26 protein-coding genes and 1 tRNA gene are annotated in these 25,060 nt (G+C 40.2%); 20 read left to right on the top strand and 7 right to left on the bottom strand.

What is annotated here, in order from left to right:
• The first annotated feature begins 25 nt into the window (after nucleotides 1-25).
• From H8B17_RS00135 to H8B17_RS20730, 7 genes are all read left to right on the top strand, one after another.
• Nucleotides 26-922, top strand: coding sequence for a helix-turn-helix domain-containing protein (locus H8B17_RS00135; RefSeq protein ID WP_190307163.1), 897 nt, complete (start codon nucleotides 26-28; stop codon nucleotides 920-922).
• 303 nt (nucleotides 923-1,225) lie between these two features.
• The gene (locus H8B17_RS20860; protein WP_190307162.1) at nucleotides 1,226-1,816 is read left to right on the top strand and encodes a Crp/Fnr family transcriptional regulator; all 591 of its coding nucleotides are present in this window, start codon (nucleotides 1,226-1,228) and stop codon (nucleotides 1,814-1,816) included.
• Between the two features lie 357 nt (nucleotides 1,817-2,173).
• Nucleotides 2,174-2,455 carry a DUF427 domain-containing protein gene (locus H8B17_RS00125; RefSeq protein ID WP_190307161.1) on the top strand — a complete coding sequence of 94 codons (282 nt, stop codon included), beginning with the start codon at nucleotides 2,174-2,176 and terminating at the stop codon, nucleotides 2,453-2,455.
• A gap of 72 nt (nucleotides 2,456-2,527) precedes the next feature.
• Nucleotides 2,528-4,264 carry a thiamine pyrophosphate-dependent enzyme gene (locus tag H8B17_RS00120; protein ID WP_190307160.1) on the top strand — a complete coding sequence of 579 codons (1,737 nt, stop codon included), beginning with the start codon at nucleotides 2,528-2,530 and terminating at the stop codon, nucleotides 4,262-4,264.
• Between the two features lie 182 nt (nucleotides 4,265-4,446).
• Nucleotides 4,447-4,890, top strand: a complete 444-nt coding sequence (gene msrB / locus H8B17_RS00115; RefSeq protein WP_223816261.1) for a peptide-methionine (R)-S-oxide reductase MsrB — start codon at nucleotides 4,447-4,449, stop codon at nucleotides 4,888-4,890.
• 161 nt (nucleotides 4,891-5,051) lie between these two features.
• On the top strand, nucleotides 5,052-5,360 hold the full coding sequence (locus tag H8B17_RS20735; protein WP_190307158.1) for an SDR family NAD(P)-dependent oxidoreductase: 309 nt from the start codon (nucleotides 5,052-5,054) through the stop codon (nucleotides 5,358-5,360).
• Nucleotides 5,361-5,398: 38 nt separating this feature from the next.
• Nucleotides 5,399-5,905, top strand: coding sequence for an SDR family NAD(P)-dependent oxidoreductase (locus H8B17_RS20730; protein ID WP_262891634.1), 507 nt, complete (start codon nucleotides 5,399-5,401; stop codon nucleotides 5,903-5,905).
• Nucleotides 5,906-5,926: 21 nt separating this feature from the next.
• On the opposite strand, the gene H8B17_RS00100 is transcribed toward H8B17_RS20730, so the two are convergent.
• A complete protein-coding gene (locus H8B17_RS00100; protein WP_190307156.1) occupies nucleotides 5,927-6,886 on the bottom strand; it encodes an aldo/keto reductase in 960 nt (319 codons plus the stop codon).
• A gap of 353 nt (nucleotides 6,887-7,239) precedes the next feature.
• Here H8B17_RS00100 and H8B17_RS00095 point away from each other — a divergent pair.
• From H8B17_RS00095 to H8B17_RS00040, 12 genes are all read left to right on the top strand, one after another.
• A tRNA-Lys gene (locus H8B17_RS00095) sits at nucleotides 7,240-7,312 on the top strand.
• A gap of 156 nt (nucleotides 7,313-7,468) precedes the next feature.
• A complete protein-coding gene (locus H8B17_RS00090) occupies nucleotides 7,469-8,071 on the top strand; it encodes a TetR/AcrR family transcriptional regulator (RefSeq protein ID WP_190307155.1) in 603 nt (200 codons plus the stop codon).
• Nucleotides 8,072-8,125: 54 nt separating this feature from the next.
• Entirely contained in the window at nucleotides 8,126-9,406 is a 1,281-nt protein-coding gene (locus H8B17_RS00085) for a TolC family protein (RefSeq protein ID WP_190307154.1), read from the top strand.
• Between the two features lie 11 nt (nucleotides 9,407-9,417).
• Nucleotides 9,418-10,356, top strand: a complete 939-nt coding sequence (locus H8B17_RS00080) for an HlyD family secretion protein (RefSeq protein ID WP_190307153.1) — start codon at nucleotides 9,418-9,420, stop codon at nucleotides 10,354-10,356.
• On the top strand, nucleotides 10,353-11,270 hold the full coding sequence (locus tag H8B17_RS00075; protein WP_190307152.1) for an ABC transporter ATP-binding protein: 918 nt from the start codon (nucleotides 10,353-10,355) through the stop codon (nucleotides 11,268-11,270). Before H8B17_RS00080 ends, H8B17_RS00075 begins: the two co-directional genes overlap by 4 nt.
• 2 nt (nucleotides 11,271-11,272) lie before the next feature.
• Nucleotides 11,273-12,010 (top strand): ABC transporter ATP-binding protein, encoded by a 738-nt coding sequence (locus tag H8B17_RS00070; protein ID WP_190307151.1) that lies wholly within the window; start codon nucleotides 11,273-11,275, stop codon nucleotides 12,008-12,010.
• Complete coding sequence (locus tag H8B17_RS00065) at nucleotides 12,007-13,116, top strand: ABC transporter permease (protein WP_223816260.1); 1,110 nt, start codon at nucleotides 12,007-12,009, stop codon at nucleotides 13,114-13,116. The genes H8B17_RS00070 and H8B17_RS00065 overlap by 4 nt, the downstream gene beginning before the upstream one ends.
• Entirely contained in the window at nucleotides 13,113-14,255 is a 1,143-nt protein-coding gene (locus H8B17_RS00060; protein WP_190307150.1) for an ABC transporter permease, read from the top strand. Before H8B17_RS00065 ends, H8B17_RS00060 begins: the two co-directional genes overlap by 4 nt.
• A gap of 258 nt (nucleotides 14,256-14,513) precedes the next feature.
• Nucleotides 14,514-14,972 carry a hypothetical protein gene (locus tag H8B17_RS00055; protein WP_223816259.1) on the top strand — a complete coding sequence of 153 codons (459 nt, stop codon included), beginning with the start codon at nucleotides 14,514-14,516 and terminating at the stop codon, nucleotides 14,970-14,972.
• 213 nt (nucleotides 14,973-15,185) lie between these two features.
• Nucleotides 15,186-15,470 (top strand): HU family DNA-binding protein, encoded by a 285-nt coding sequence (locus H8B17_RS00050; RefSeq protein ID WP_093364748.1) that lies wholly within the window; start codon nucleotides 15,186-15,188, stop codon nucleotides 15,468-15,470.
• Nucleotides 15,471-15,482: 12 nt separating this feature from the next.
• Nucleotides 15,483-16,316, top strand: a complete 834-nt coding sequence (locus H8B17_RS00045) for a tetratricopeptide repeat protein (RefSeq protein ID WP_190307149.1) — start codon at nucleotides 15,483-15,485, stop codon at nucleotides 16,314-16,316.
• Between the two features lie 276 nt (nucleotides 16,317-16,592).
• Nucleotides 16,593-18,146, top strand: a complete 1,554-nt coding sequence (locus H8B17_RS00040) for an Rne/Rng family ribonuclease (RefSeq protein WP_190307148.1) — start codon at nucleotides 16,593-16,595, stop codon at nucleotides 18,144-18,146.
• A 69-nt stretch (nucleotides 18,147-18,215) separates the two neighbouring features.
• Here the strand turns inward: H8B17_RS00040 and miaA are convergent, their stop codons facing one another.
• The 3 genes from miaA to H8B17_RS00025 form a co-directional block, all read right to left on the bottom strand.
• Nucleotides 18,216-19,121 carry a tRNA (adenosine(37)-N6)-dimethylallyltransferase MiaA gene (miaA, locus tag H8B17_RS00035; protein WP_317170975.1) on the bottom strand — a complete coding sequence of 302 codons (906 nt, stop codon included), beginning with the start codon at nucleotides 19,119-19,121 and terminating at the stop codon, nucleotides 18,216-18,218.
• Nucleotides 19,118-20,290 carry a Gfo/Idh/MocA family protein gene (locus H8B17_RS00030; protein ID WP_190307147.1) on the bottom strand — a complete coding sequence of 391 codons (1,173 nt, stop codon included), beginning with the start codon at nucleotides 20,288-20,290 and terminating at the stop codon, nucleotides 19,118-19,120. Before H8B17_RS00030 ends, miaA begins: the two co-directional genes overlap by 4 nt.
• A 123-nt stretch (nucleotides 20,291-20,413) precedes the next feature.
• Nucleotides 20,414-21,190: a hypothetical protein gene (locus H8B17_RS00025; RefSeq protein ID WP_190307146.1), complete on the bottom strand. Its 777-nt coding sequence runs from the start codon at nucleotides 21,188-21,190 to the stop codon at nucleotides 20,414-20,416.
• Nucleotides 21,191-21,264: 74 nt separating this feature from the next.
• On the opposite strand from H8B17_RS00025, the gene def reads away from it, so the two are divergent.
• A complete protein-coding gene (def, locus tag H8B17_RS00020; protein WP_190307145.1) occupies nucleotides 21,265-21,852 on the top strand; it encodes a peptide deformylase in 588 nt (195 codons plus the stop codon).
• 18 nt (nucleotides 21,853-21,870) lie between these two features.
• On the opposite strand, the gene H8B17_RS00015 is transcribed toward def, so the two are convergent.
• The 3 genes from H8B17_RS00015 to H8B17_RS00005 form a co-directional block, all read right to left on the bottom strand.
• Nucleotides 21,871-22,473 (bottom strand): trimeric intracellular cation channel family protein, encoded by a 603-nt coding sequence (locus H8B17_RS00015; protein ID WP_190307144.1) that lies wholly within the window; start codon nucleotides 22,471-22,473, stop codon nucleotides 21,871-21,873.
• A gap of 65 nt (nucleotides 22,474-22,538) precedes the next feature.
• On the bottom strand, nucleotides 22,539-24,161 hold the full coding sequence (locus H8B17_RS00010) for a M56 family metallopeptidase (protein ID WP_190307143.1): 1,623 nt from the start codon (nucleotides 24,159-24,161) through the stop codon (nucleotides 22,539-22,541).
• Between the two features lie 12 nt (nucleotides 24,162-24,173).
• Complete coding sequence (locus tag H8B17_RS00005; RefSeq protein WP_223816258.1) at nucleotides 24,174-24,605, bottom strand: BlaI/MecI/CopY family transcriptional regulator; 432 nt, start codon at nucleotides 24,603-24,605, stop codon at nucleotides 24,174-24,176.
• Nucleotides 24,606-25,060 lie beyond the last annotated feature (455 nt).

The raw sequence follows: 25,060 nt of genomic DNA, 5'->3' as shown, positions 1-25,060 counted from the left end.
TCAAAGGATAAATCTTTTTAAACAAATGAAATTGAAACACTATGGTGAAACAATGACTGAACAAACGATCATAGAATTAGTAAACCCCGAAACAAACATTTTGGCATTTAAGCTGATAACGCTTAATGATGACAGCTACTTTAAAAGTCTGGAAAGCTATAACTGTTATAAAGTAATCCTGATCAGAAGAGGAAAAGGTAAGATAGCGTTTGATAACGTGATGTATGAATTTTCCGACAATTGCTTAATTAGATTTCCAATTTACCAGCCTTTTCGAATCGAGGCCGATGGTCCGGTTGATGGCATATTGTTACAGTTCCATCCAGACTTTTTTTGGAACCACAAATACGACATGGAAATAACGAGTAAACAAGTGTTATTTACAGGTATCGGCGAAAAACCTTCTATAAAGATCACTAAAGCTGAAATGGGTCAGCTACTACTTCCATTAGACAATCTTATTTCAGAACTCCACAATGATGACTTAGGTCGGTACGATATAACGGTCTCCTGGGTAAAAATATTTATGGTTTACGCCTCACGGATGAAATTGAAAAAAGGTGTGGTATATGCGGAAGCATTATCGACCGTCTACTACACGTTTCGAAAATTAACCAACGCTATCGAGCAACATTTTCATCGTAAACACCGTCCGGCGGATTATGCAAAATTATTAAACATCACGGTTAAAACATTGAATCGTGCGGCCAAACATCAATTGGGAAAAACAGTGAGTGATATGATTTCTGATCGTATTATAACTCAGGCTAAACATGAACTATACCTAAGTGACAAGCCAATAAAGCAAATAGCCTTCGAACTTGGATTTCACGACATATCGTACTTCAGCCGTTTCTTCAAAGTACGAATGGATATGTCTCCTGAATCATATCGTAAATCAGTCAGAGAAGACACCGAATAATTGGGATTTGCACAAGTGTGCAAGTCCCAATTGGAAGTCCGTCTGATTCCTTTGTTGCCGGAAAAAAAGGATAAGATCCGGCTTCGAAGCTTAATCGATATACCTGACCACAATGGTCTTTTTTTACAACACTTTGTCCTTTCTATCCCTTTCCGAGCCTTACCATATGCATTAATTTTAGGGTCTTAAATCAGATTCTATGAAACTAAATAATAATCGAAATATAGTGTGTGGTTTCGTTTACGCGAACGAGCGACCGCACTTCGGGGTTTATTTATTTGAATCAATCAATTATTTGTATTAATGCCTGAGGACATATTCAACTTCTTCGAAAATTATATTAGAACTTACGATCTATTCTCTGACAGGGAAATCGCAACTATTAAGTCCCTGGCAATACCAAAACAACTTAAAAAGAGGCAATTTTTACTACGTCAAGGCAGTGTATGCAGATATCACACTTTGGTATGCAGTGGCTGTTTTCGATCATATCGGATCGACGATGAAGGTTGTGAGCACATCATAGGTCTTTCAACTGCGGGTCATTGGGTAAACGATCCTGTTAGCCTGCTAAGTGGTTCTCCCTCAAATGAGTTTATCGATGCGCTGGAAGATAGCACTGTAATACAGCTCTCGACGAATAGTTTTAAAACGCTTCTGGAAAATATACCCAATTTTAAAGAGCTAAACAATAGGATTATTACGCATGACTGTGATGTCTGCCGCGACCGGATATTCATGATGCTCAGCCTTCAGGCTGAAGATAGATACCGTGAATTCATCCGAATTTTTCCTAAGCTACATGAACGTATTCCGATATATATGATCGCTTCCTACCTCGGGGTATCAAGGGAAACATTAACAAGGATACGCAGTAATATGCTTGATCTCTGAAACTTTTAGGCAGCTATCGGATTTCAAAGCTAAAACTCCTCAAGAAGTCTTTCCACAAAGGAAATACAAAGCCAAACCTAAATATTAGGTTGTAGTCTGAAAAACTATATAAGAGTTTCAGTATCTGTGACATTTGTCAACGTATGCTTAGAGCAGAGTCTTTACTTTAGTACTTTATTAAGCAGGATTAAGGCTTTACTACACCAATGTATCCTTTTTTGGTAGCGTTAGGTTTGGTGGATATAGCCCAACATTGATTTCAATGTAGTCGTCCTGTCTTATCGCCTTGAATTCCAGCTTTGCAATTGAAGAATAATAAACATTTAGAATATAATTTCACTAAAAAGACCAATATCAATGAAAGCAATTTACAATGATCAAGTGATCGCGGAAAGTGACAAGACCGTTATTGTCGAGGGCAACCACTATTTTCCAGCAGATTCTGTTAAAAAGGAGTTTTTAACACCATCCAATACGCATACGACCTGTGCCTGGAAAGGTGTAGCATCTTATTATAATGTCGTGGTTAACGGAGAAACAGCAACTGATGCAGCATGGTATTACCCTGACCCCTCCACATTAGCAGAAGGTATAAAGGGGCATCTCGCATTTTGGAATGGAGTAGAGGTAATTAAGTAACATGATGGTGTCTGTATTGTACGATACTACCATCGGTAGAAATTCAATCAAAATGTTTAAAGCATTAAAAATATGAGTAAAAAGATAGCCGAGCAGCTCGTCGACATGTTGGTAGAGAATGGTATTAAAAGGATATATGCTGTTACCGGAGATAGCCTAAACGAACTGAATGATGCTGTTCGACGTAACGGGAAAATAAAATGGATTCATGTGCGTCACGAAGAGGCTGGTGCTTACGCTGCAACCGCAGAGGCAAAGCTTAACGGAATTGCCTGTTGTGCCGGTAGCTCAGGACCCGGGCACGTACACCTTGTTAACGGTCTTTACGATGCACATCGTTCCGGAGCCTCCGTGATAGCGATTGCTGCAACAATAAACACTCGTGAATTCGGCACCGACTATCACCAGGAAACAAACACGATAAAACTTTTTGATGATTGCAGCTGCTATAACCAGGTAATTCAAACACCCGCTCAGGCTCCACGCATGATACAGGCAGCCATTCAGCATGCCATTCACCAGCGGGGTGTAGCCGTAATCGGCTTGCCCGGTGATATCGCCGCTGAACCTGCACAGGAAAGTGTCACCTCAATGCACAATTACAGCTCCGCTACGCTAATGCGTCCTATTGATGAAGAATTACAAAAGGCAGCGGCTCTATTGAATAGGTGTCCAAAAGTCTCCATCTTTTGCGGGATTGGTGCGGTCCATGCGCGTGAAGAAATCATACGTCTTGCGAAAGCCTTAAAAGCGCCTGTAGGTTATACATTCCCTGCAAAACCCGGCATACAGCCTGACAATCCCTATGAAGTTGGCATGACCGGGCTATTGGGACTACCTTCTGCCTACCATGCCATGCATGAATCGGATGTGGTTTTACTCTTGGGTACAGACTTCCCTTATACACCTTTCATGCCAACCAAAAGCAAGCTGATCCAGATAGATGATAAACCGGAGAAATTGGGGCGAAGGGCAAAACTGGAACTTGGGTTGACAGGAGATGTTAAGGATACATTAATAGCATTGCTGCCCTACATAACGGATAAAACCGATGATAGTTTTCTGCGTGCACAATTGGTTCTATATGGTCAAGTAAAAAAACACCTGAATACCTATGTGGAAGATCCGGGTACAACAGATCACATACAACCCGAATTTGCTACCCATACAATCAATAAATTGGTGTCCGATGAAGCTATATTTACGATGGACACGGGTATGTGTTGCGTATGGGCAGCCCGGTATATTGATGGCGCCAAAGGACGCAGATTTCTTGGATCATTCAATCATGGTTCTATGGCAAATGCGATGCCCATGGCTATTGGCGCTGCTTTGGCACAACCGGAAAAGGAGATTATCGCGCTCTGCGGTGACGGCGGACTGACTATGTTGCTCGGTGATCTGGTAACCATCAAACAATATAATTTGCCTATCAAGATTATTGTATTTAACAATCGGTCGTTGGGAATGGTAAAACTTGAAATGGAAGTTCAGGGCCTCGTTGATAATGAAACTGATCTTGTTAATCCTGACTTTGCGCTAATTGGAACCGCTATGGGTTTTAAATCCGTAACCATTAATAGTCACCAATCCCTTTATGACGACCTTTCCGAAGCGTTGGAACATAACGGTCCTGTTATCATAGATATCAAGACAAATCCGCATGCGTTGGCGATGCCCCCCAAAATTGAATGGGAGCAATTGAAAGGCTTTACATTGTCAGTAGGAAAAATGATGTTAAGTGGTCGAATGGATGAAGCTATGCAAACGCTAAAATCGAATTATAAGCATTTAAAGGAAATCATCTAATTTATAAGGTGAATTTTTCAAGGACAAGAGGCATTAAAAATATGCCTATTCTAACAAATATAGGTATTGAACGGCAATCACAACACATATAAATTATAATGGAATACATAGCTAAGAACCTATGGGTTCTGATTCTCGTACTCATTAGTTGTCAAGGAAATGCACAACAAAACAAAACAATTATGAATAAGACAAATAATCCCTATTACTCCCGTACGGACACGACACACCTCCATGTAAATGATGCAGAATGGAAAAAAATACTGCCACATGACCTTTATATTGTGGCAAGGGAACAAGGAACGGAACGCGCATTTACCGGCGAATATTGGGACAGTGAAACTAAAGGCACCTATTATTGTGCAGTGTGCGGTAACCGGTTGTTCCGCTCTGATGCCAAATTTGCAAGTACCTGTGGATGGCCAAGTTTTTTCGAACCGGATCGAGAAAACGCCGTCATTTATAAAGACGACAACTCCCTCGGAATGCATCGTATAGAGGTAGAATGCGGTCGTTGTAACTCGCATTTGGGACATATTTTCAATGATGGTCCGCCTCCAACACATAAAAGGTATTGCATGAACTCTATTTCCTTGGATTTTGAACCGGACGTGTCATTAAAATAGATTTTGTCCGGATTTTTCTTTGGAAACAAAATATGAAACGACAGCTGTTCTAAACAAAATGAGTCCTATTACTACCAAAAAGGTCCATTATAATATGGGGCATACTACCGTTGGGGATCAAAGTAGGACGAGCAACCGATTGGTATTCTAAATCTAATTCTATGTCAAAGACAATTTTGATAACAGGCAGTGGTTCAGGTTATGGCAAGTTAATCGCCAAAGCTTTATCTGAAGAGGGGCATGGAGTAATTGCAACAATGGAAATTACAGATGATAAGAGCCGGGAAGCGGCCGATGAACTTCGTTCTACCCCCAACATAGAGGTGATAAATATAGATTTGAACAGCGAAAAATCTATAGCAGAGAATGTCGGGAAAATCATTCATAAATATGGTGCAATTGATATATTGATTAACGATGCGGAAGTTGCGAGTATGGGGCTGCTTGAAGCTAATTCCATCACTCAATAAAGAGCATATTTGACATCGGCCTATTTAATGTGATAAGGATGATACAGGCTGTATTGCCGGATATGCGAAAAAATAAATCGGGAACAATCCTAAATATCTGTTGCGGACCGGCCCTGTTTTCATTGCCATTTTTAATACCTCAAACGCTGTCAAAAATAGGTATCATAGCGCTATCGGAAGGATTACAGGCTGAATTGAGGCATGAAGGCATTGACTGTTTCTCTGTTTTAGTTGATGGTTGTTTGTCTGAATCGTTCAACGATAATTTGGTGTGCGCTGACTTGCCGGAGGTTACTGAAACTTATGAAATTGCATCCAAAAAAGTATTAAACAAGCTGAAACATTCAATTTACAAACTCGAACCAACGGAGGAAAATCGTCAGCGTATAGTCTACGATATCATTAACACATTTAATATGAATAATCAAACCAGAATGGGACAGGTAATTATTAACAAAAATAATGATCCTATCGTTCGTGAATTGATTGAAAAGAGGATCGAGTTAAAAAACAAATGGCTAGAACGAATCGGTATGGAGGTATAGTCCAATAAGCTAAGCCATTTTTTAGTTCCACTGTAATCGCTTTCTTTCTTTCCAATAGGCTGAACTTTCTATGCCGAAAGCGCTTAATTGCTTCGTTTCAGACGATGATAGCTGAAATTGATTGGCTTTTAAATTTGACACCAGATGATTATTATCGTTGGTCCCGCTTAAGACCAATGCCGTGGGAAAGCTTTCCATACAATATTGCATCGCAATGGCATCAATGCCTACATGATATTTTGCTGCCAAAGTATTCATAAAAGCGTAAAGGACGTTATACCCAAGATATTGTTTATTAGGGATTAATCTTCCGTTTGCCATCGCTTCTTTAATTATCAATCGGCCGTCTAAATGATCAAGCTTATTTTTAATTTTTTTAATGCTTTGCTCTAAAATGTTGAACGTACATTGAAATGATTGGAAGAGTTGTTCTCCGTCAATGAATATATCCATTGCTTTTTGTAAAACTTCTACCTGATTATCTCCCGTGGTTGATAAACCAATATGGATTTTATGTGATTTTTTGATCGAATGTAGTCGGCTTAGAACTTCGGAATTTTCCAATACCCCACTTTCCAATGTCGCTGAATGAATCTGATAGATTTTCAGATAGGGCAATAATTTCCGGGAAACCATCCACTGTTCGATCAGCTTATCTATGGAATGTTCTTTTACCTCGTGTTCGGTTGCGTTGGGGTCGAAGTCGGCAACATAGGTATATCCCCATTTAGTAGATATGGTTATCGCAGGATCATTTTTTTCTTTTAGCCAATCGATGAGTAATGATTCGGCTATGCCATAACCCGGCGATGTATCAAAATGCCTTATCCCATTTTTATAGGCGTTTTCAATGGCTACCTTTCCTTTTTCTTTAAAATTCTCCAAAGAAAAAACTTCGTTGGATTCATCCTGTTTTATATTGATATATCGTGGCCTACCAATGGAAGCCATACCAAGACCTATTCTGTTTTGTTCAAGCATTGTCCGAAATTAACAAATTGGCTTCTAAGATTTGCCTTCGTTGTGAAAAGATCTTGTCGATAATAGATGTTCGCCCGTGAAATTAATTGAAAGAATTGCTCCGAACCGACACATCCCACAGTCTTTTAGAAATTAGGCAAAATCATAATCAAAGTTATGATTCGGAAGACAAAAAAAGGACCAATAGGAATAGAGGTTTGCCACAATCTTAGAAGGTGTGAAACAATGATGCACCATTGAATGTTAACGACGACATTTTGTCTAAAAAACCGTTACAAATAAGTAACGGAAGAAAATTTTGCGATTCCAAAATTTGTTCATATATTGCCTATGTAAGTCAGAAACGACGTTTTGACCTTGTAGCTCAGCTGGTAGAGCAACAGACTCTTAATCAGTGGGTCGAGAGTTCGAGCCTCTCCGGGGTCACATATAAAAAGTCATTTCCCTACAGGGAAATGACTTTTTTGTTTAACGGAAGTAGGGAATAAATGGTCTTATCATGATATTTTAATCATTTGATTAAAATATTTGGTTAATCAAAAAAATAGTCTTTATCTTTGTTGCTGTAAGGACATAGATTACATGGCGAAAAGTAAAGGGACAAAGAATTTAGATACATCTACAGAAGAGAAAATTATACAGGCAGCGAGTAAGGTGTTTACGCAAAAAGGTTATGTAGCAACTCGTACACGCGATATAGCAGAAGAAGCGGGTATTAATCTGGCATTGCTCAATTACTATTTTCGTAGTAAAGAAAAGTTGTTCCAGTTGATTATGGCAGAAAAGCTACAATTATTGTTTAGCGTGATATTACCGATAGTCAACAATGATGATTTGACATTAGATGAAAAGATAGAAACCCTGGTGGAGAACTATATCAATTTGCTCGTTGACAATCCGGATTTACCCTTATTTGTTCTGGGCGAGATTAAGGCGAATCCGGAGGGCTTTAAAGATAGACTACAGGTCAGAAAGCTGTTACAAAATTCTTCTTTTGTCCGCCAGCTAAGGGAGAGAAAACCGGATGTAGAGCCAGTACACTTTATCGTGTCGCTGCTTGGGATGACGGTTTTCCCTTTTATAGCAAAGCAAGTTCTATTTGCAGATGATAACACGTTTAAAATGCAGATGGAAGAAAGAAAGGTACTAATTGCTAAATGGGCAAAAATAATGTTAGAAACATAAGGTATTTTTTTATTCTATAGTTAATCAAATGATTAAAACAAAACAATTAAAATCATGATTAGAATAATATTTAGGAGGGGGCTGGTTATCATGAGCTGTTGGTTCATAACAGCCTACAACATCTATGGGCAGTCGTCCAAATTGCTAACCATAGACGCCTGCTATCAACTCGCAGAAAGCAACTACCCTTTAATTAAACAACATGCGCTCCTGGACAAAACAAAGGAATATTCCTTGACTAATGCCGCAAAAGGTTATCTGCCACAAATAAACCTTAGCGGACAAGTAAGTTATCAATCGGATGTAACACAAGTGCCTATCTCTCTCCCCAACGTCGATATTCCTTCTATAAGTAAAGATCAATACAAATTATATGGAGAGGTGTCACAACCGCTCACCGATTTATTTACCGTTAAACATCAAAAAGAACTCATTTATGCGAATACAGCTGTGGAAGAACAAAAAATAGAAGTGGAATTGTACAAATTAAAAGAACGTATCAACCAATTCTACTTTGGTATCCTACTGATTGATGCGCAGCTAATCCAAGCTGAAATCTTGAAAAAAGACATCCGTTCCGGAATGAACAAAAACGACGTGGCCATTGCTAATGGAACAGCTTTGAAAAGTAGTGCAGATGTGCTGCAAGCAGAACTATTAAAAGCCGATCAACGTACCATCGAGTTGAAAGCAATCCGAAAAGGGTATGCCGATATGCTTTCCCTATTCGTTAATCAACCCGTTGATGAAAACACGATACTGGAAAAACCATACATAACTTCTTTGACGCCAGAAATCAATCGTCCGGAACTAAAATTGTTTGAAATACAAAAGAAAACTTTCGATGTGCAGAACAAGCTCATAGACACGAAGATGCTCCCTCGTTTTAATCTTTTTTTTCAGGGAGGTTATGGCAGGCCTGCGTTAAATATGCTAAACAATAACTTCGATTTGTATTATATCGGAGGCGTCCGTCTCACATGGAATATTTCCAGCTTCTATACACAGAAACAGGAAAAACAAATACTGAATCTAAATCAGAATGCCCTTGACGTGCAAAAAGAAACCTTCTTATTCAATACTAACTTGACGCTAAAACAGCAGAATAGTGAAATATCTAAACTAGAAGAACTGATACAAACAGACCAAGATATCGTTCTATTGAGGGAAAACATAACGTTATCTGCGCAAAATCAGTTGGCGTACGGAACGATTACCACAAACGATTATCTCACATATACCCATGCAGAAGACCAAGCAAAGCAAAATCTGATTGTTCACAAAATTCAGCTTTTGATGGCACAGTACAATTTTAAAACAACTTCAGGGAATTAAAATCGACAACCATGAATACAACCCCAGAAAATCGATACGTCTTATTTAAGATAATGGTAATAGTTATTTTATCGGCGTGCAATAGTAATCGACATTCTTTTGATGCTTCCGGTTTGTTTGAAGCCGAAGAGACGATCATATCAGCAGAAACCCAAGGAATGTTAAAAGTTTTTGATATTCAGGAAGGGCAAACCATACAAGCCGGGCAACGTATCGGTTATATTGACAGTATGCAATTGTATCTACAAAAAAAACAATTGGAGGCGCAGGTAATCGCATTAGCCGGGAAGAAACCGAACATTCCGATTCAGTTATCTGCTTTGCAGGAACAGCTAAGGACGTCTGAAAGAGAGAAAGTCAGAATAGCCAATCTGGTAAAAGGCGATGCCGCTACACCCAAGCAGTTAGACGATATGAACGCACAAATTGACGTGCTGAAGAAGCAAATTGAAGCGCAAAAATCATCTTTAAGCATTTCTAGCGAAGGCATTAACAAAGATGTTATTCCGTTAGAAGTACAGATCGAACAGTTAGAAGACCGGTTGGGCAAATGCCATATTGTAAACCCGATAGCCGGAACAGTCTTAACAAAATATACCGAAACCAATGAGATGGCAACCATAGGGAAACCATTGTATAAAATCGCTGATCTGTCCAATATCATTCTGCGGGCATATATTACCGGAAATCAGTTGCCACAAATCAAACTCAACCAAAAGGTGATCGTTAGAACGGACGATGGTAACGGAGGGTATAAGGAAGTGAAGGGGATGATAGCCTGGATCAGTGACAAAGCAGAGTTTACCCCAAAAACTATACAAACGAAAGACGAGCGAGCAAATATGGTTTATGCGATAAAGGTAAAGGTTACGAATGATGGTACATATAAAATTGGTATGTATGGGGAGGTTTTATTTCATGGAGAGGGAAAAATGAACAGTGGAAAATGAAAGACGTTATTTTAAATAATATTTCGAAGACCTATAATAAAGGAATTGTGCAGGCAGTAAATGCTGTGTCATTTCATGTCGACAAGGGTGAATTGTTTGGATTGATTGGACCCGACGGTGCGGGCAAAACGAGCATTTTTCGAATCCTCACCACCTTGCTTTTACCGAATGGGGGAACAGCTTCTGTAAATGGTTTTGATGTGGTGAAAGATTATAAGACTATTCGTAAAAATGTGGGTTATATGCCGGGTAGATTCTCTTTGTATCAGGATTTATCGGTACAGGAAAACCTGAACTTTTTTGCGTCGATATTTAATACCAGTGTAAAAGAAAACTACGACCTTATCAAGGATATATACATACAATTAGAGCCTTTTAAGGATCGGAGAGCGGGTAAACTTTCGGGTGGTATGAAGCAGAAGTTAGCATTATGCTGCGCATTGATACATCGCCCAACTATTCTCTTTCTAGATGAACCAACCACAGGTGTGGATGTCGTTTCTAGAAAAGAATTTTGGGAGATGCTAAAACGCCTGAAACAGCAAGGTATTACCATATTGGTCTCTACTCCCTATATGGATGAAGCCACACTTTGCGAGCGGATTGCGTTGATACAGGACGGGCGCATCATGTCTATCGACACACCCGAAAACATTATAGGGAAATTTTCGGAAAGCCTTTTTGCTGTGAAGTCAGATAATATGGGGAGTCTGTTGCAGGATTTAAAAAATACCGGAATCATAAAAAGCTGTAACGCGTTTGGTGCATACCATCATGTTACATTCAAAGATAATAATCAGAATATGAATGAGAAGCTCATCCGTGTTTTGGAAGAAAAACAACATACCAATATAGAGCTAAGGCCAATCACGCCAACCATTGAAGATTGTTTTATCAAATTAATGGAAGATTAAGAATGGACACTGTAATACATACTGACAAACTTACAAAACGATTCGGCGATTTTATCGCCGCCAATGAAATCACCTTTGATGTGTATCGAGGAGAAATATTTGGTTTTCTTGGAGCGAATGGTGCCGGAAAAACAACGGCGATGCGTATGTTGTGCGGCTTATCTAAACCCTCGTCGGGAACGGCGACTATTGCCGGATTCGATATTTATAAGCAAACCGAAGAAATCAAAAAGAACATCGGCTATATGAGCCAGAAGTTTTCGCTGTATGAGGATTTAACCATCCTAGAAAATATTCGTTTTTTTGGTGGTATATACGGTCTGTCGGATAAGCAATTGAAAGAAAAAAGTGAGCAGCTGATAGGAACATTAGGTATGGAATGTGAAGCTAAAAAGATGGTCGGTGCATTGCCCTTGGGCTGGAAGCAAAAGCTATCCTTCTCGGTAGCCATTCTTCATGAACCCAAAATTGTTTTTCTTGATGAACCGACAGGTGGTGTTGATCCCGTAACCAGGCGTCAGTTTTGGGATCTGATATACGAAGCAGCGGATAGTGGTATCACGGTTTTCGTGACCACACATTATATGGATGAGGCGGAATATTGTAACCGGATCTCGATGATGGTAGACGGTGAAATAAAAGCACTTGATACACCAGCGAAATTGAAACAAGAATACGCTGTGACGTCTATGGATGAAGTTTTTTATAGATTAGCAAGAGGAGCGAAAAGGAGTGAATGATGGATAATATTTCGACCTTCATAAAGAAAGAATTTTTGCACGTTTTTCGAGACAGAAAGACACTGTTGATGCTGTTTGGGTTGCCCATAGTGCAGATCATCCTTTTTGGTTTTGCGCTGACCAACGAAATCACAAATGCAAAAATCGTCGTCTGTGATTATGCAAAAGATGATGCTTCGCAACAAATTATAGGAAAGCTGCAAGCAAGCCAACAATTTGATATCCAACGTATATTATTAAACCATAAACAGATTGAAACAGCGTTTAAAGATGGGGAAATAAAAATGGCGGTTGTCTTTCCTGCTAATTTCAATAGTGATTTATTGCATCAGCATAAGGCACAGGTGCAGTTGATTACCGATGCGTCCGATCCCAATACCGCAACGGCGATCAGCGGGTATGCCAATCAAATCGTGATGGATTATCAGAACGAGTTGATGCAATTACAACGCGTGCCCTATCAAATCAATACCGAAGTAAGGATGCTTTATAATCCGGAGCTGAAAGCAGCCGTAAATTTTGTTCCGGGAGTGATGTCGTTGATTTTATTGCTCGTTTGCGTGCTGATGACTTCCGTTGCCATCGTGAAAGAAAAAGAAACCGGAACAATGGAAGTATTGTTGGTTTCGCCGTTCAGCCCCTTTTTAATTATTGTGTCGAAAGCGATGCCCTATCTTGCTTTATCGCTGATTAATTTAACCATCATTTTGTTGCTGAGTGTTTTGGTGCTAGGCATGCCGATTAACGGCAGTATCTTGCTTTTGTATGCCGTAAGTACACTGTTTATTATCACCGCTCTCTCACTAGGCTTATTAATTTCTAACCGTACCGCCTCGCAGCAGTCGGCCATGTTGATTTCGCTGATGGGCATGTTAGTGCCTTCCATTCTATTTACCGGTTTTATGTTTCCACTGGAAAATATGCCGTATCCCTTACAACTGGTGTCGCATATTATTCCAGCTAAATGGTATTATATTATTGTAAAATCCGTTATGGTCAAAGGATTAGGTTTTTCGGCAATATGGAAAGAAACGCTCGTCCTATTGACAATGACGATGCTACTACTGGTCGTTAATATCAAAACATTTAAAATCCGTTTGACATGAGAACGCTGAAATTTTTATTACAGAAAGAATTTAAGCAGATATTCCGAAATAAAGCTTTATTACCCCTGCTATTTGTCGTGCCCATCATGCAGCTGCTTATTCTCCCTCTGGCTGCCGACTACGAAATCAAGAATATCAACATCACGATTGTTGATCACGACCATTCCCCCTATTCGCATAAATTGATTTCAAAAATAACGGCCTCGGGATATTTCAAGCTGGCGAATTACGTAATAGGATTTAATGAGGCATTTGATGATATCGAAAAAGACCGCGCCGACTTAATATTGGAAATACCACAAGGTTTTGAACGTAATCTTATTCGTGAAGATGGGGCTGCCGGACAGACTGATGGGGAACAGCTTTATGTAGCCGTCAACGCTATTAATGGTGTGAAAGCCAATCTGGGAAGTGCATATCTAAATCGCATCATTGCCGATTATAACGCGGATGTTCGTATGGAATGGGCGCAGATGCCGAGATTCAACCTCTTCCCAACGATCGAAATAACGTCGTCCAATTGGTTTAACCCGACGATGAATTATCGGTTTTATATGGTCCCGGGGATTTTAGCATTGCTGGTTACGATGATAGGGGCATATATGTGTGCGCTCAATATTGTCAAAGAAAAAGAAGTGGGAACGATAGAGCAAATCAACGTTACGCCTATCAAAAAATATCAATTTATATTGGGAAAACTCCTGCCTTTTTGGTTTATCGGTATTGTTGTATTCACTATGGGGTTATTTGGTGTCGGCTGGCTCGTTTATGGCATTATTCCGTTAGGGAATTTATTCTTATTATATGCCTACCTCGGGGTGTATTTGATTGCTGTATTAGGTTTGGGATTATTGATTTCCACCTATACAGAAACTCAACAGCAGGCAATGTCGATAGCATTTTTCTTTATGATGGTGTTTATTTTGATGAGTGGGTTATTTACACCTATTGACGGTATGCCTAAATGGGCCTATGTAATAACACAATTTAGCCCTGTAACCTACTTTATCGAAGTGATGCGAATGATTGTTTTGAAAGGAAGTGAATTCGCGAATATAAAGACCCATTTTCTGATCATGGTGGTTTTTGCAGTAGTCCTTAACGGATGGGCGATTTATAACTATAAAAAGACCAGTTAACCGGATGAAACGGAAAACGCTTGTAGCCCCTGTTTTTAAATGTAAAAGAGAGCAGGTTTCTAGCGTGAGGATGCTTTTTTAAGTACATGCTGTTTAAAAGTTAAGACGAATGATAATTTTTTGTGAACCACTATTACTAGACAATAGAAAGTTTATCGTGGTTGATCAAAGAATTTGGTTGTTGATGAATTTATTCCAGGGAATACGCAGCCTATGAAATAGAAAAAAATGGTTAAATTTAGGCGGAAATTCGGAGATATGAAGATAATACTGGGATTGATAATCATTTATTGTTGTTGGACAGGAATATTACAAGCACAAAATCCACAAAAATTAGGCTGGATATGGGGGCCATCAGTCGGGTGGCAATACCAAAGTGGAAACTTCTTGAAAGCATCAGGTTGGGGGCTGTTTGCACCGAATAATTATCAATATATAAAGCTTAATGCTGGAGCTAACTTTACGTGGATGCAAAACAAAACAACCGTTATCCCGGAACTTGGTATGACCTATTACTTGAGCAATCGTTTAATCTTTCCCTTTGTACAAGCAGAGGCCACGCCCTATACACTTACCCCAAAGGTGGGCATTAGTGTCCTGTCCATTATCGATTTGGGAATAGGTTACGGATTCGATATAAGGACGAAAGAAAATTTTAAGTCGCTAAAGGGACTAACCGGTTCCATAGCCTTGAATATCCCACTAAAATTGTATTAGAACGGACGAAGCGGATAAGGACGGTGTCCCTATATTTAGGCTTAGCCCAACTGAAATATAGTAAATGGTTGATACAGAAAAGTTTTTGAATAGGTAGAGTTTGGTAAAAAAACAAAATAAATTTTTAATCGTCATAAAAAAAAGATACTTTTGCATCCCCAAACTGCTGTTGCGTTAAGGGTTGAGAAATAAATAATTACAGTAAAAACAGATATGACTAAAGCAGAAATTATTGCGGAAATCTCTAATAAAACAGGCTTAGAGAAAGTGGATGTTCAAGAAACAGTAGAAGCGTTTTTTAAAGTAGTAAAAAATGCAATGATTAGCGGAGAGAATGTGTACGTTAGAGGTTTCGGAAGTTTTGTTGTGAAGAAAAGAGCGGAGAAAACAGCTCGTAATATTTCAAAAAACACAGCGATTATTATTCCGGCACACTATGTGCCAAGCTTTAAACCGGCAAAAGTTTTTGTGGAGAAAGTAAAACAAGGCAACAAGTAAAACTGAACAAAGATGAATACCAAACAAATTGTAGTGATCGTTATTATAGTCGCCTTAATGGGAGGACTTTTGGCGCGCCCTATAAAAGGTTTGGTAGACGAAAACAAAGGAGCAAATGATTCGGCGGATGCAGCAGCTTCGTCAGCTTTTAACCTTAAAAGTGTCTCAGAAATTACCAAGCAGTCGATAAATACCAGTATTGCACAGGAAATTACGGCACTGGAAGAAAAAATTGCTCAAGCCAATGGCGACGAGAAACTGGCGTTATTGGAACAATTAGTACAAAAATGGGATGATGTAGCAAAGTTTGCTCCGCAAGGGTTTATCTACGAGGAGATGGCCGAGATTTCACCCAAGTTTGAGTATTTGTTGAAAGCTGGTGACGCCTACCGGACGGCATACACAAATCTGCAAGATACAGCAATGTCAGCAGAACTGAACAGATTAGCCATTCGGTCGTATGAAAAAGCAACCGCTCTAGACGAAAACAATTTGGACGCAAAAACAGGATTAGGCGCGGCGATGGTAACAGGTGGAGGAAACCCAATGGCTGGAATTGCCTTGTTACAGGAGGTTGTTGCGAAGGAACCAAAAAACATCAATGCGAATAAGACATTGGGACTGTTCTCTCTACAGTCTCGACAATTCGACAAAGCGATTGAGCGATTCAAAACGGTTGTCGAGTTAAGCCCCGATGCGGAATCATATTTTTATTTAGCAACGGGTTATGAAAATATTGGATTGAAGAACGAAGCCATCGCTGCTTTTCAGAAAAGTAAGGAGATGGCGGCAGATCCAACCCTATCTCAGTTCATCGACAGACGTGTCGAAGAACTCAGCAAGTAATTAACATATTAATTTATTCATTAAAAACATTAAAGCTATGCCAAGCGGAAAAAAAAGAAAAAGACACAAAATGGCTACGCACAAGCGTAAAAAACGTTTAAGAAAGAATAGACACAAGAAGAAATAAAACTTGTTGGTCTTTTAGGTAAAAACCTTTAAGATGTCATACAATCTATAGTTTTTTAGATGAAACTATAGATTGTATTTTTTCATTAATACGTTTTTATGTTTCATCAGGTTATATACCATGTGTATAGAGCCGTAAATGAGTAGCTGTTGGTAAAGGAATTAATTATTGATTCAACTCCCGACAAGGGAGTGACTATTGCTTTACTACAGGACAAACAGCTTGTTGAGCTGAACAAGGAGCAGGCCGATAATAATTTTGCCGTAGGCGATATTTATCTAGGGCGGATTAAAAAGATCATGCCAGGCCTCAATGCTGCTTTCGTAGATGTGGGCTACGAAAAAGATGCGTTCTTACATTATTTGGATTTAGGACCTCAGGTTCAGTCTTTGCTCAAGCTAACACGAATAGTAAAGAATGGCAGCTATCAAGAGAAGCTGCTCAATAGTTTGAAGCTTGAAAAGGACATTGATAAAGCGGGAAAGATTTCGGACATATTAAGTCGGAACCTACTTTTACCAGTGCAGATTGCCAAAGAACCTATCTCGACTAAAGGTCCTCGATTAAGTTCGGACCTATCCATCGCAGGTAGATTTGTTGTATTGGTTCCATTTTCGAGCGCAGTTTCCATCTCCAAGAGAATAAAAGGCAATGCTGAGCGGAATAGACTGAAGAAGATCGTGGAAAGTATCAAACCACCGAACTTTGGCGTTATCATCCGTACAGTTTCAGAAGGAAAAGGTGTTGACGAATTAGAGAAAGACCTTTTAGATTTAATCTCGAAATGGGAACTTTTTACCAGACGCCTTAAAAGTGTGGAACCAGCCCAAAAAGTATTGGGCGAGATGGATAGAGCTTCTACCATTTTGCGCGATATCTTAACGGATGAATTCGCACATATTCATGTCAATGATTATGCGTTATACGAGGAAGTAAAATCGTATGTGCAGGAAATTTCACCCGACCTGGAAAAAATAGTCAAGCTTTATAAGCATAAGGAGCCTATTTTCGACCATTTTGGCGTAGAAAAACAAATTAAGGCGGCTTTCGGCAAAACGGTAAACCTGCAGGGCGGTGCTTACCTCGTTATCGAGCACACAGAAGCGCTCCACGTTGTGGATGTCAACAGCGGTAACCGGATTGCCAGTAAAGAAAACCAAGAAGAAAATGCGCTGCTGGTTAATAAAGAAGCAGCAAAGGAGATCGCAAGGCAATTGCGATTGCGTGATATGGGTGGAATTGTGGTTATTGATTTTATCGATATGCATAAACCAACCAATCGCAAAGAGTTGTACGGGTTTTTGAAAGAGTGCATGGCAAACGATCGTGCCAAGCATACCATTCTTCCACCAAGTAAATTTGGATTGGTACAAATAACGCGACAACGCGTCAGACCTGAAATGAGTGTCGTGACCAATGAGAAATGTCCGGCCTGCGGAGGAACTGGCGAGATTCGTTCAAGCATTGTATTGCTGGACGATATCGAAAGTAATTTGAGTTACATCTTACAAGAGCAAAACGAAAAGGGAGTTACACTTTGTGTGCATCCCTATATAGGCGCCTACATTAAGTCTGGTTTGTTCTCCATTAGACTCAAATGGTTTTTTAAATACGGTAAATGGATTAAATTAAATACCGTATCATCTTATCATTTGACACAGTTTAGATTCTTCAATTCCAAAGACGAGGAAATTAAACTGTAAGTCTGGAAGAAATTATAAAAAGGACGATTCCTTCAAGAATCGTCCTTTTTAATTTTGCGAAAAGCGATACTATAACCACTGTATTTTAATTCCGTCTTTTTCCATTTTCCGAAAGTAAGTCATTTGCCGTTTAGCATATCGGTGTATCTCTGTGTTCAATTTTTCCATAAATTCAGTATACGTCAACAAACCTTGCAGGTACCACGTGGCATATTTATACTCTAGGCCGTAATAGATCAAATCCTCTTGGGCAGTTCCATTATCAATAAGAAACTTTACCTCGTCAAGGAGACCTTGTCTTAGACGCGTGTGTAACCTTTGCGTAATCGACGCCCTTCTTTTCTCCAATGGGGGACAAATTCCAAAAATGCGATAATTCTTAACGATGCGCGGTGGCTGCGGTGCTTGCGGATGGTGTTGCAGATATAAAAGGATTTCGAGCGCCCTTACCAGTCGTTTATGGTTTTGAAAATCTATCTGGAGGTCTGGAGGAATGCCAATGGTATGAATCTGCGTAAGAAGTTCTTTTTCAGACAGCAAAGATAACTCTTTTTGAAGGCGGCTGTCCTTGGGAATTTGTGCATAGGGCCGGTATTGCAAAACAGATTGTATATAGGAACCAGAGCCACCACAGAGTATAGGTTGCTTCTGCACATTTATAATATGATCATAAGCTTTAAAGAAGTCCTGCCTAAAAAGATCGACGTTGTATTTATCTCCCGGGTTTTTGATATTGATAAGATGGTAAGGTATACCTCGATATTCTTCCAGATCTTTGCCTGTTCCGATATCCATATTTCTATATACCTGACGAGAATCCGCCGATATAATTTCACCGTCAGTTTGTCTGGCTAATTCTATAGCAAGTTTGGTCTTGCCAGAAGCAGTAGGTCCGAGTATGATGATTAATAAATCAGGCGAAAGTTTTTCTTTCGCCTGATGAATGATCTCGTTTATGCTTGTGGGCGTGCTCACATTTCAAATTTAGTCCATTTCTCATTGCTGGCATTGCTGGCAACAACATTTTGAACAAAAGCCATTCCCCGAACACCATCGTCTACGGTTGGGAAATCCAATTCCTCAGGAGAAGGTGTCCTTCCCTCGCGTTTCGCGCTTGCTGTAGCGGCAAAATTGCGGTAAATATTTGCAAATGCTTCCAGTAATCCCTCCGGATGTCCAGCAGGTATACGCGTATTGTGTGTAGCAAATGAACTTAGCGTATAAGGAGCAGTGTAGGCATTGCCTGTCCGGTAGAGTTGTCGAGGTTGATCCAGCATTTTAACGATCAGGTTATTCGGGTCTTCATTGGCCCATTCTAACCCACCATTTTCGCCATAAATACGGATTCTTACCGCATTTTCCTCGCCAGCAGAAATTTGTGACGCCATCAAAACACCTTTAGCGCCATTATCGAAGCGTAATAATACGGATCCGTCATCATCTAATACACGCCCTTCTACTAAGGTGCTGAGATCGGCACAAAGTTCCGTGATTTTTAGTCCAGAAACATACTCTGCCAAATGCGCAGCATGTGTTCCAATATCGCCCATTACAAGCGATAGACCCGATTTTTTCGGATCAGCACGCCAAGCAGCACCGGCATTTCCTTCACGTTCTGATAGACGGCTTAACCAGCCTTGCGGGTATTCCACCACAATCTTCCGGATTTTTCCGAAATGTCCCTCCTTTACCATGGCTTTTGCCTGTTTTACCATGGGATAACCCGAATAGGTATGCGTGAGGCAAAGGGTTCTTCCTGTTTTTTCCACAACAGCTTTCAGTTCTTTTGCCTCTTCTAGCGTAACTGTCATCGGTTTTTCTATGACGACGTCAAAACCATTTTCTAAAGCCATCTTAGCTGGTGCAAAATGTAGAAAATTGGGAGTAACTACCGTAAGAAAGTCCATACGCTCCCCTTCTGGTAGCTGAGATTCTTTCGTTATCATCTCTTCGTAATCCGCATATACGCGGTCCGGAGCGACAAAAAGTTCCTCCGCAGACTGACGGGAAATTTCAGGATTAATGCTGAAGGCACCGCATACTAACTCGATTTTTCCGTCCATAAAGGCAGCGATTCGGTGTACGGCACCAATGAATGCATCTTTTCCGCCACCAACCATGCCCATCCGTAGTTTACGTTTCATATGTAATTATTTTGTTTAGTTAAATTTCTAAGTGTTAAATATACACAACCCAAACTAGTTTCCGTCCAATTATTTTTCTTTAAATGGCCGATGATAGCCTGTCTCGACAAATTGGGATCGATTTCATAGCCGCAGCACCAATTTTGTACTTCCGCTGTTGTGGGAAAGATACCCTGTAGAATAAGTTTGTTGGAGTTGAACGAGATGTTCCACACCCGTTACATGATGTCGTTCCTTGTCTACAATCCAGAACGCTTGGGGCGAAGTGTTTCCCTGTACTTCAAAACCCAATGTGTGGAGGTTAGAAACCTGTGCCCAATCCCTGTCCACATAGGTCATGATATCATTTGGGTGAAAATCTTTTATGAATGCTTTAAGGAGCTTGGACAAGCCGCCTACTACACGGTATCCTGCCTTGTGGCAAAAACGTATAAGCTCGAAAGATCTATAATTAGACGTCGTCTGCTCCCGCATTCGTCGGCCACCGCTGAAAATAGCAACGGACACGAGTTCTCCCTTGTCGAATAGCCCGTAGCGATATTTTCCGGGAATGGCAGGCTGCAGGTGATTCTCTTTTAAAAAAGCTAAGGCGACACCTTTATCTATACGCGCGACGATCGTTTGACGGCCATAGATCACTTGACCTCTCCCCAATAGCGAACATATGCGGGCGCGGATTTTATACGGATCGTTTAAAATTTGATCTAAATCAATATGAAAAGTGCGCCGCTCACCCATGTTGATGCGTGCTGCGTTTTCTTCGAAATAGATAACCAAAGCAATATCGTGCGTAAGCGCTTGTAGGACGATTGCGCGCTCGAAGTCTTCTCGAGAAAAGAAGATGCCCAGATCCTTCTGCAGTGTAGAAATAAAGTTTGCTATTTCAGGGGGTATCACCATAGTATACAAAGTTAGCACAATCTAAAGCGGAATAAATTATTATTGATATCTTTGTGTGATATTAAGTTAATTAGATGAAATTACCGATAGTCGCATACGGCGATCCTATATTGAGAAAAAAAGCAGAAGAAATTGATGAGGATTACCCTAATTTAAAGGGGTTAATCAGCGATATGTTTGAGACTATGTACGCCGCTCGAGGAGTGGGGCTTGCTGCACCACAAGTGGGATTACCTATTCGTTTGTTTGTGATTGACGCTTCTCCGTTTGCAGAAGACGATGAAGATGGTGAAGGCGACCCCTCCGTGAAGAATTTTAAAAAAGTCTTGATAAATCCCATTATTATAGAGGAGAAAGGAGAAAAATGGGGGTTTAATGAGGGCTGTTTAAGTATTCCGGATATCAATGAAGAGGTTTTACGACCCACCCATGTGACGATTAATTATCTAGACGAAAATTTTGAAGAACATGAGGTAGAACTCTCCGGGCTTGCAGCTCGTGTTGTTCAGCATGAGTACGATCATATTGAAGGCAAACTTTTTATCGACAAATTGAGTCCGCTCAAAAAAGCGATGTTAAAAGGCAAATTAGATACCATAGCTAAAGGCATGGTAGAAGTGGGATACAAAATGAAATTTCCAAACCCGAAAAAAAGAAGATAACGCTATCGCTACCTTTTGCTAACCACCTATCCCCGGTAGCGATAATTTATATTTCACAGCCACGAGACGGATGGTAGAAACAGTTAATGTAGATATAAAGGCATTGATAAGGGTATCAACACCCTGCGCACCTAAGATCAGATAAATAATTGCGCCTGAAAGGCAAGCAGTAGCATATATTTCTTTTCGGAAAATCAACGGTGTTTCGTTCATCAACGTATCGCGAATCACCCCTCCCATGACTGCGGAGAATACGCCGAGGATGACTGCAGCAGTCTGAGAACTTTCGTATGTAAGAGATTTTTGCACACCAACCACGCAGAAAAAGCCTATTCCCAAAGCATCGAAGAACGTTAACGTTCTCGCCAATCGGTACAGTTGCTTGTTCGCAATGATAGAAATGATTACCCCTACCAAGATGGCGATAAGATAATTACTGTCGTCTACCCATATCGGACGTAGATTCAAAAAAATGTCACGTAATGATCCGCCTCCGATGGCTGTTACAAAACCTGTAAAGGTCGCTCCAAAGATATCAATACCCGAACGGTTGGCAGCCATGGCGCCCGATATGGCAAAAACCGTTGTGCCTAATAGGTCTATGCAATAAATAATGTTCATCCCTCGACAATGATGTAGTAATGTACAAAGATAGTGCATTATCGGAGGATGACGACAGTTTTTATTCAAGGGGAGACGTAGTGTTCTGCTATTTCTTTGGCATTTGCTTCGATGTCGGCTATTTTCGCTTTCCACTCAGGCGAGTTGAAATATTCTCCTGCCCTTTTCGCTTGTATTTCTATATCAGCGACCTTTTCTTTCCACTCGGGCGAATTGTAGTATGTTTCAATTTTGCGAGCGTTTGCTTCGATGTCGGCTATTTTCGCTTTCCACGCGGGCGAGTTGAAATACTCTCCTGCCCTTTTCGCTTGTGTTTCTATATCAGCGACCTTTTCTTTCCACTCGGACGAATTGTAGTATGTTTCAATTTTGCGAGCGTTTGCTTCGATGTCGGCTATTTTCGCTTTCCACTCGGGCGAGTTGAAATACTCTCCTGCCCTTTTCGCTTGTGTTTCTATATCAGCGACCTTTTCTTTCCATTCAGGCGAGTTATAGTGTGCTTCAATCTTTTTCGCTTCGACCTCCATGTTCTTCATGTTGTCGGTTAGCATCTTTTCGGACTTACGGCGTAATTTTATCGAGTCTTGGATAAGAGGAGGGTAATCCGGTGCAGTTACAGGTGGCGGGATCTGATGTGTTGTTACCGGGGCCTCTACAATTAGAAGATTATTTGCGTTTTCCACAGCAATAATGGGCTGTTCTTTGGGAGTGATCCAAGCAACAGCCGTTAGGGCGAATGAACAAAGCAAGACAGCTATAAAGTGTTGTCGTGCATGAATGCGTTTCTTTTCCATATTGGTGATTCTTTGCATACGATGTAATAAATGATATTTTTTACCGACAGCTGCCATGGCATGCATAGGAACAGGTGTGGTTTTAAGAAGCTCAACAGACATAAGTGCTTGAGCGTAGGCAATGGGCGAAGGAGTCCACATCATGACGATATCGTCGCAAGCATGTTCCCGTTCTGTTTCTATATGACGTGAAAGAAGCCAGACAAAAGGATTAAAAAATAGTATAGTTTCGATAGCGACCTTCAATAAGTTTAATAGATAATCCCGTCTTTTGATATGCGCTAGCTCATGTGTTAATATGGCTTCTACTTGGGCTAATTCAAGATTACTCACAAGTGCAACGGGAAATAGAATGATTGGTTTCAAATGCCCTAGTACCATAGGGACGGATACTTTTTCGGATAAATGAAATCGGACTCTTTGTTTAATCTGTAGTTTGGAGCAAATCGCGAGGAGAGATTCATTCCATGTCGTTGGAACAACAGATAAACCTCTTGTTTTCAAATAATGAAGTTTCGATAAACCACTGCTGAAAATGACGAGCTGAAAGGAAAGGCCTAAAACATATATAGAGCTCATCCAAGGCAACAAGGGATCCAATACGTTTAGGATCGAAGAGGGCGCCTCGAGAGATATGCTTAATGCGCCTTTATAGTGTACAGGTGCTTCGTTAAGTGTTGACGCAGTATCCAAATAGTGACCAAACGTAATTACGAATGCTAGAGAGAGCATGAATTGTCCCCCTAAAGCAAGTGCATATTTACTTTTAGAGGTGAGTTTTGGAAACAGAAGATAAATAAAACACAGCGCTCCATATGTCAATGCCCCTTGCCAAAGGGAATGTAGCATGCTCCATCCGAGTGCCTGTGTGATATTTTGGTGTAAGCTGTCCATGCCTTATAGAATTTAAAGAGTATTCAAGTATTCTTTGATTAATTCGATTTCTTCCTTGCTTGTACGTTTGTTACCAAGTGCCTGCATAACTAAACGGGCAGTAGACCCATTGTAAACCGTATTAATCATTTTATCTAAAAACGTGTGTTGGGTGTGTTCTTTGCTTAATATAGCTTTATACAAGTGCGTCTTTGCTGAAGTGTCTCGCGAAACAATCCCCTTGTCTAGCATAATTTGCATAAGCTTTAAAGTAGCGGTGTACCCGACATCTTTTTTGTTCAGTTCTTCATGCACTTGTCGTACGCTGCTCTCCCCTTTTTCCCAGAGGACTTGCAATATCTCCATTTCACTTTCTGTCGGCTTCATTTTGTAACTACGAATGTTTTCGTAGGCTAATGTACGAAGTGTTTCGTATATTCCAAATAAAAAATATATTTTTAACATTTTTTGCCATGTTCCATCGTGCCGCTCAGAAAACTGGAGGATAGTTATGTGAAACGATGTGAAATTATTCTCCAACCTTTCAGTGCTTTAGGATATTTTTGGTGTAAAAGGTTGCTTTGGGCCTTGGAGTATAAGGTTAAAGTTTCTACCTTTGCACCACTCCGCGAGGGGGTATGGTACGGGGGATACCGGTAGATAGGTTCCGGTCCGATAAAAAAGAAAATTTTATTTTGTTTTGTTGGAAATTTCCCTTACCTTTGCAGTCCCTTCGGGAACGAGGGGTTTTAAAAAAAGATAATCCGGCCGTTCATTCGGTCCAGATATAGAAGCCAAAGCGCGAAGCGGAGGTATAGAAGTTCTTTAAATAGATGATCATGTAGCGCAGCAGATACCCTTTATAGGGGAATGCTGTAACAAGAAGTTACAATTATTCCGGTCCGGGCCGTACAGTACAA

Origin of the sequence: Sphingobacterium arenae, assembly GCF_014692505.1 — a bacterium.
Classification (GTDB): domain Bacteria; phylum Bacteroidota; class Bacteroidia; order Sphingobacteriales; family Sphingobacteriaceae; genus Sphingobacterium; species Sphingobacterium arenae.
This window is presented reverse-complemented; position numbering and strand designations above follow the sequence as displayed.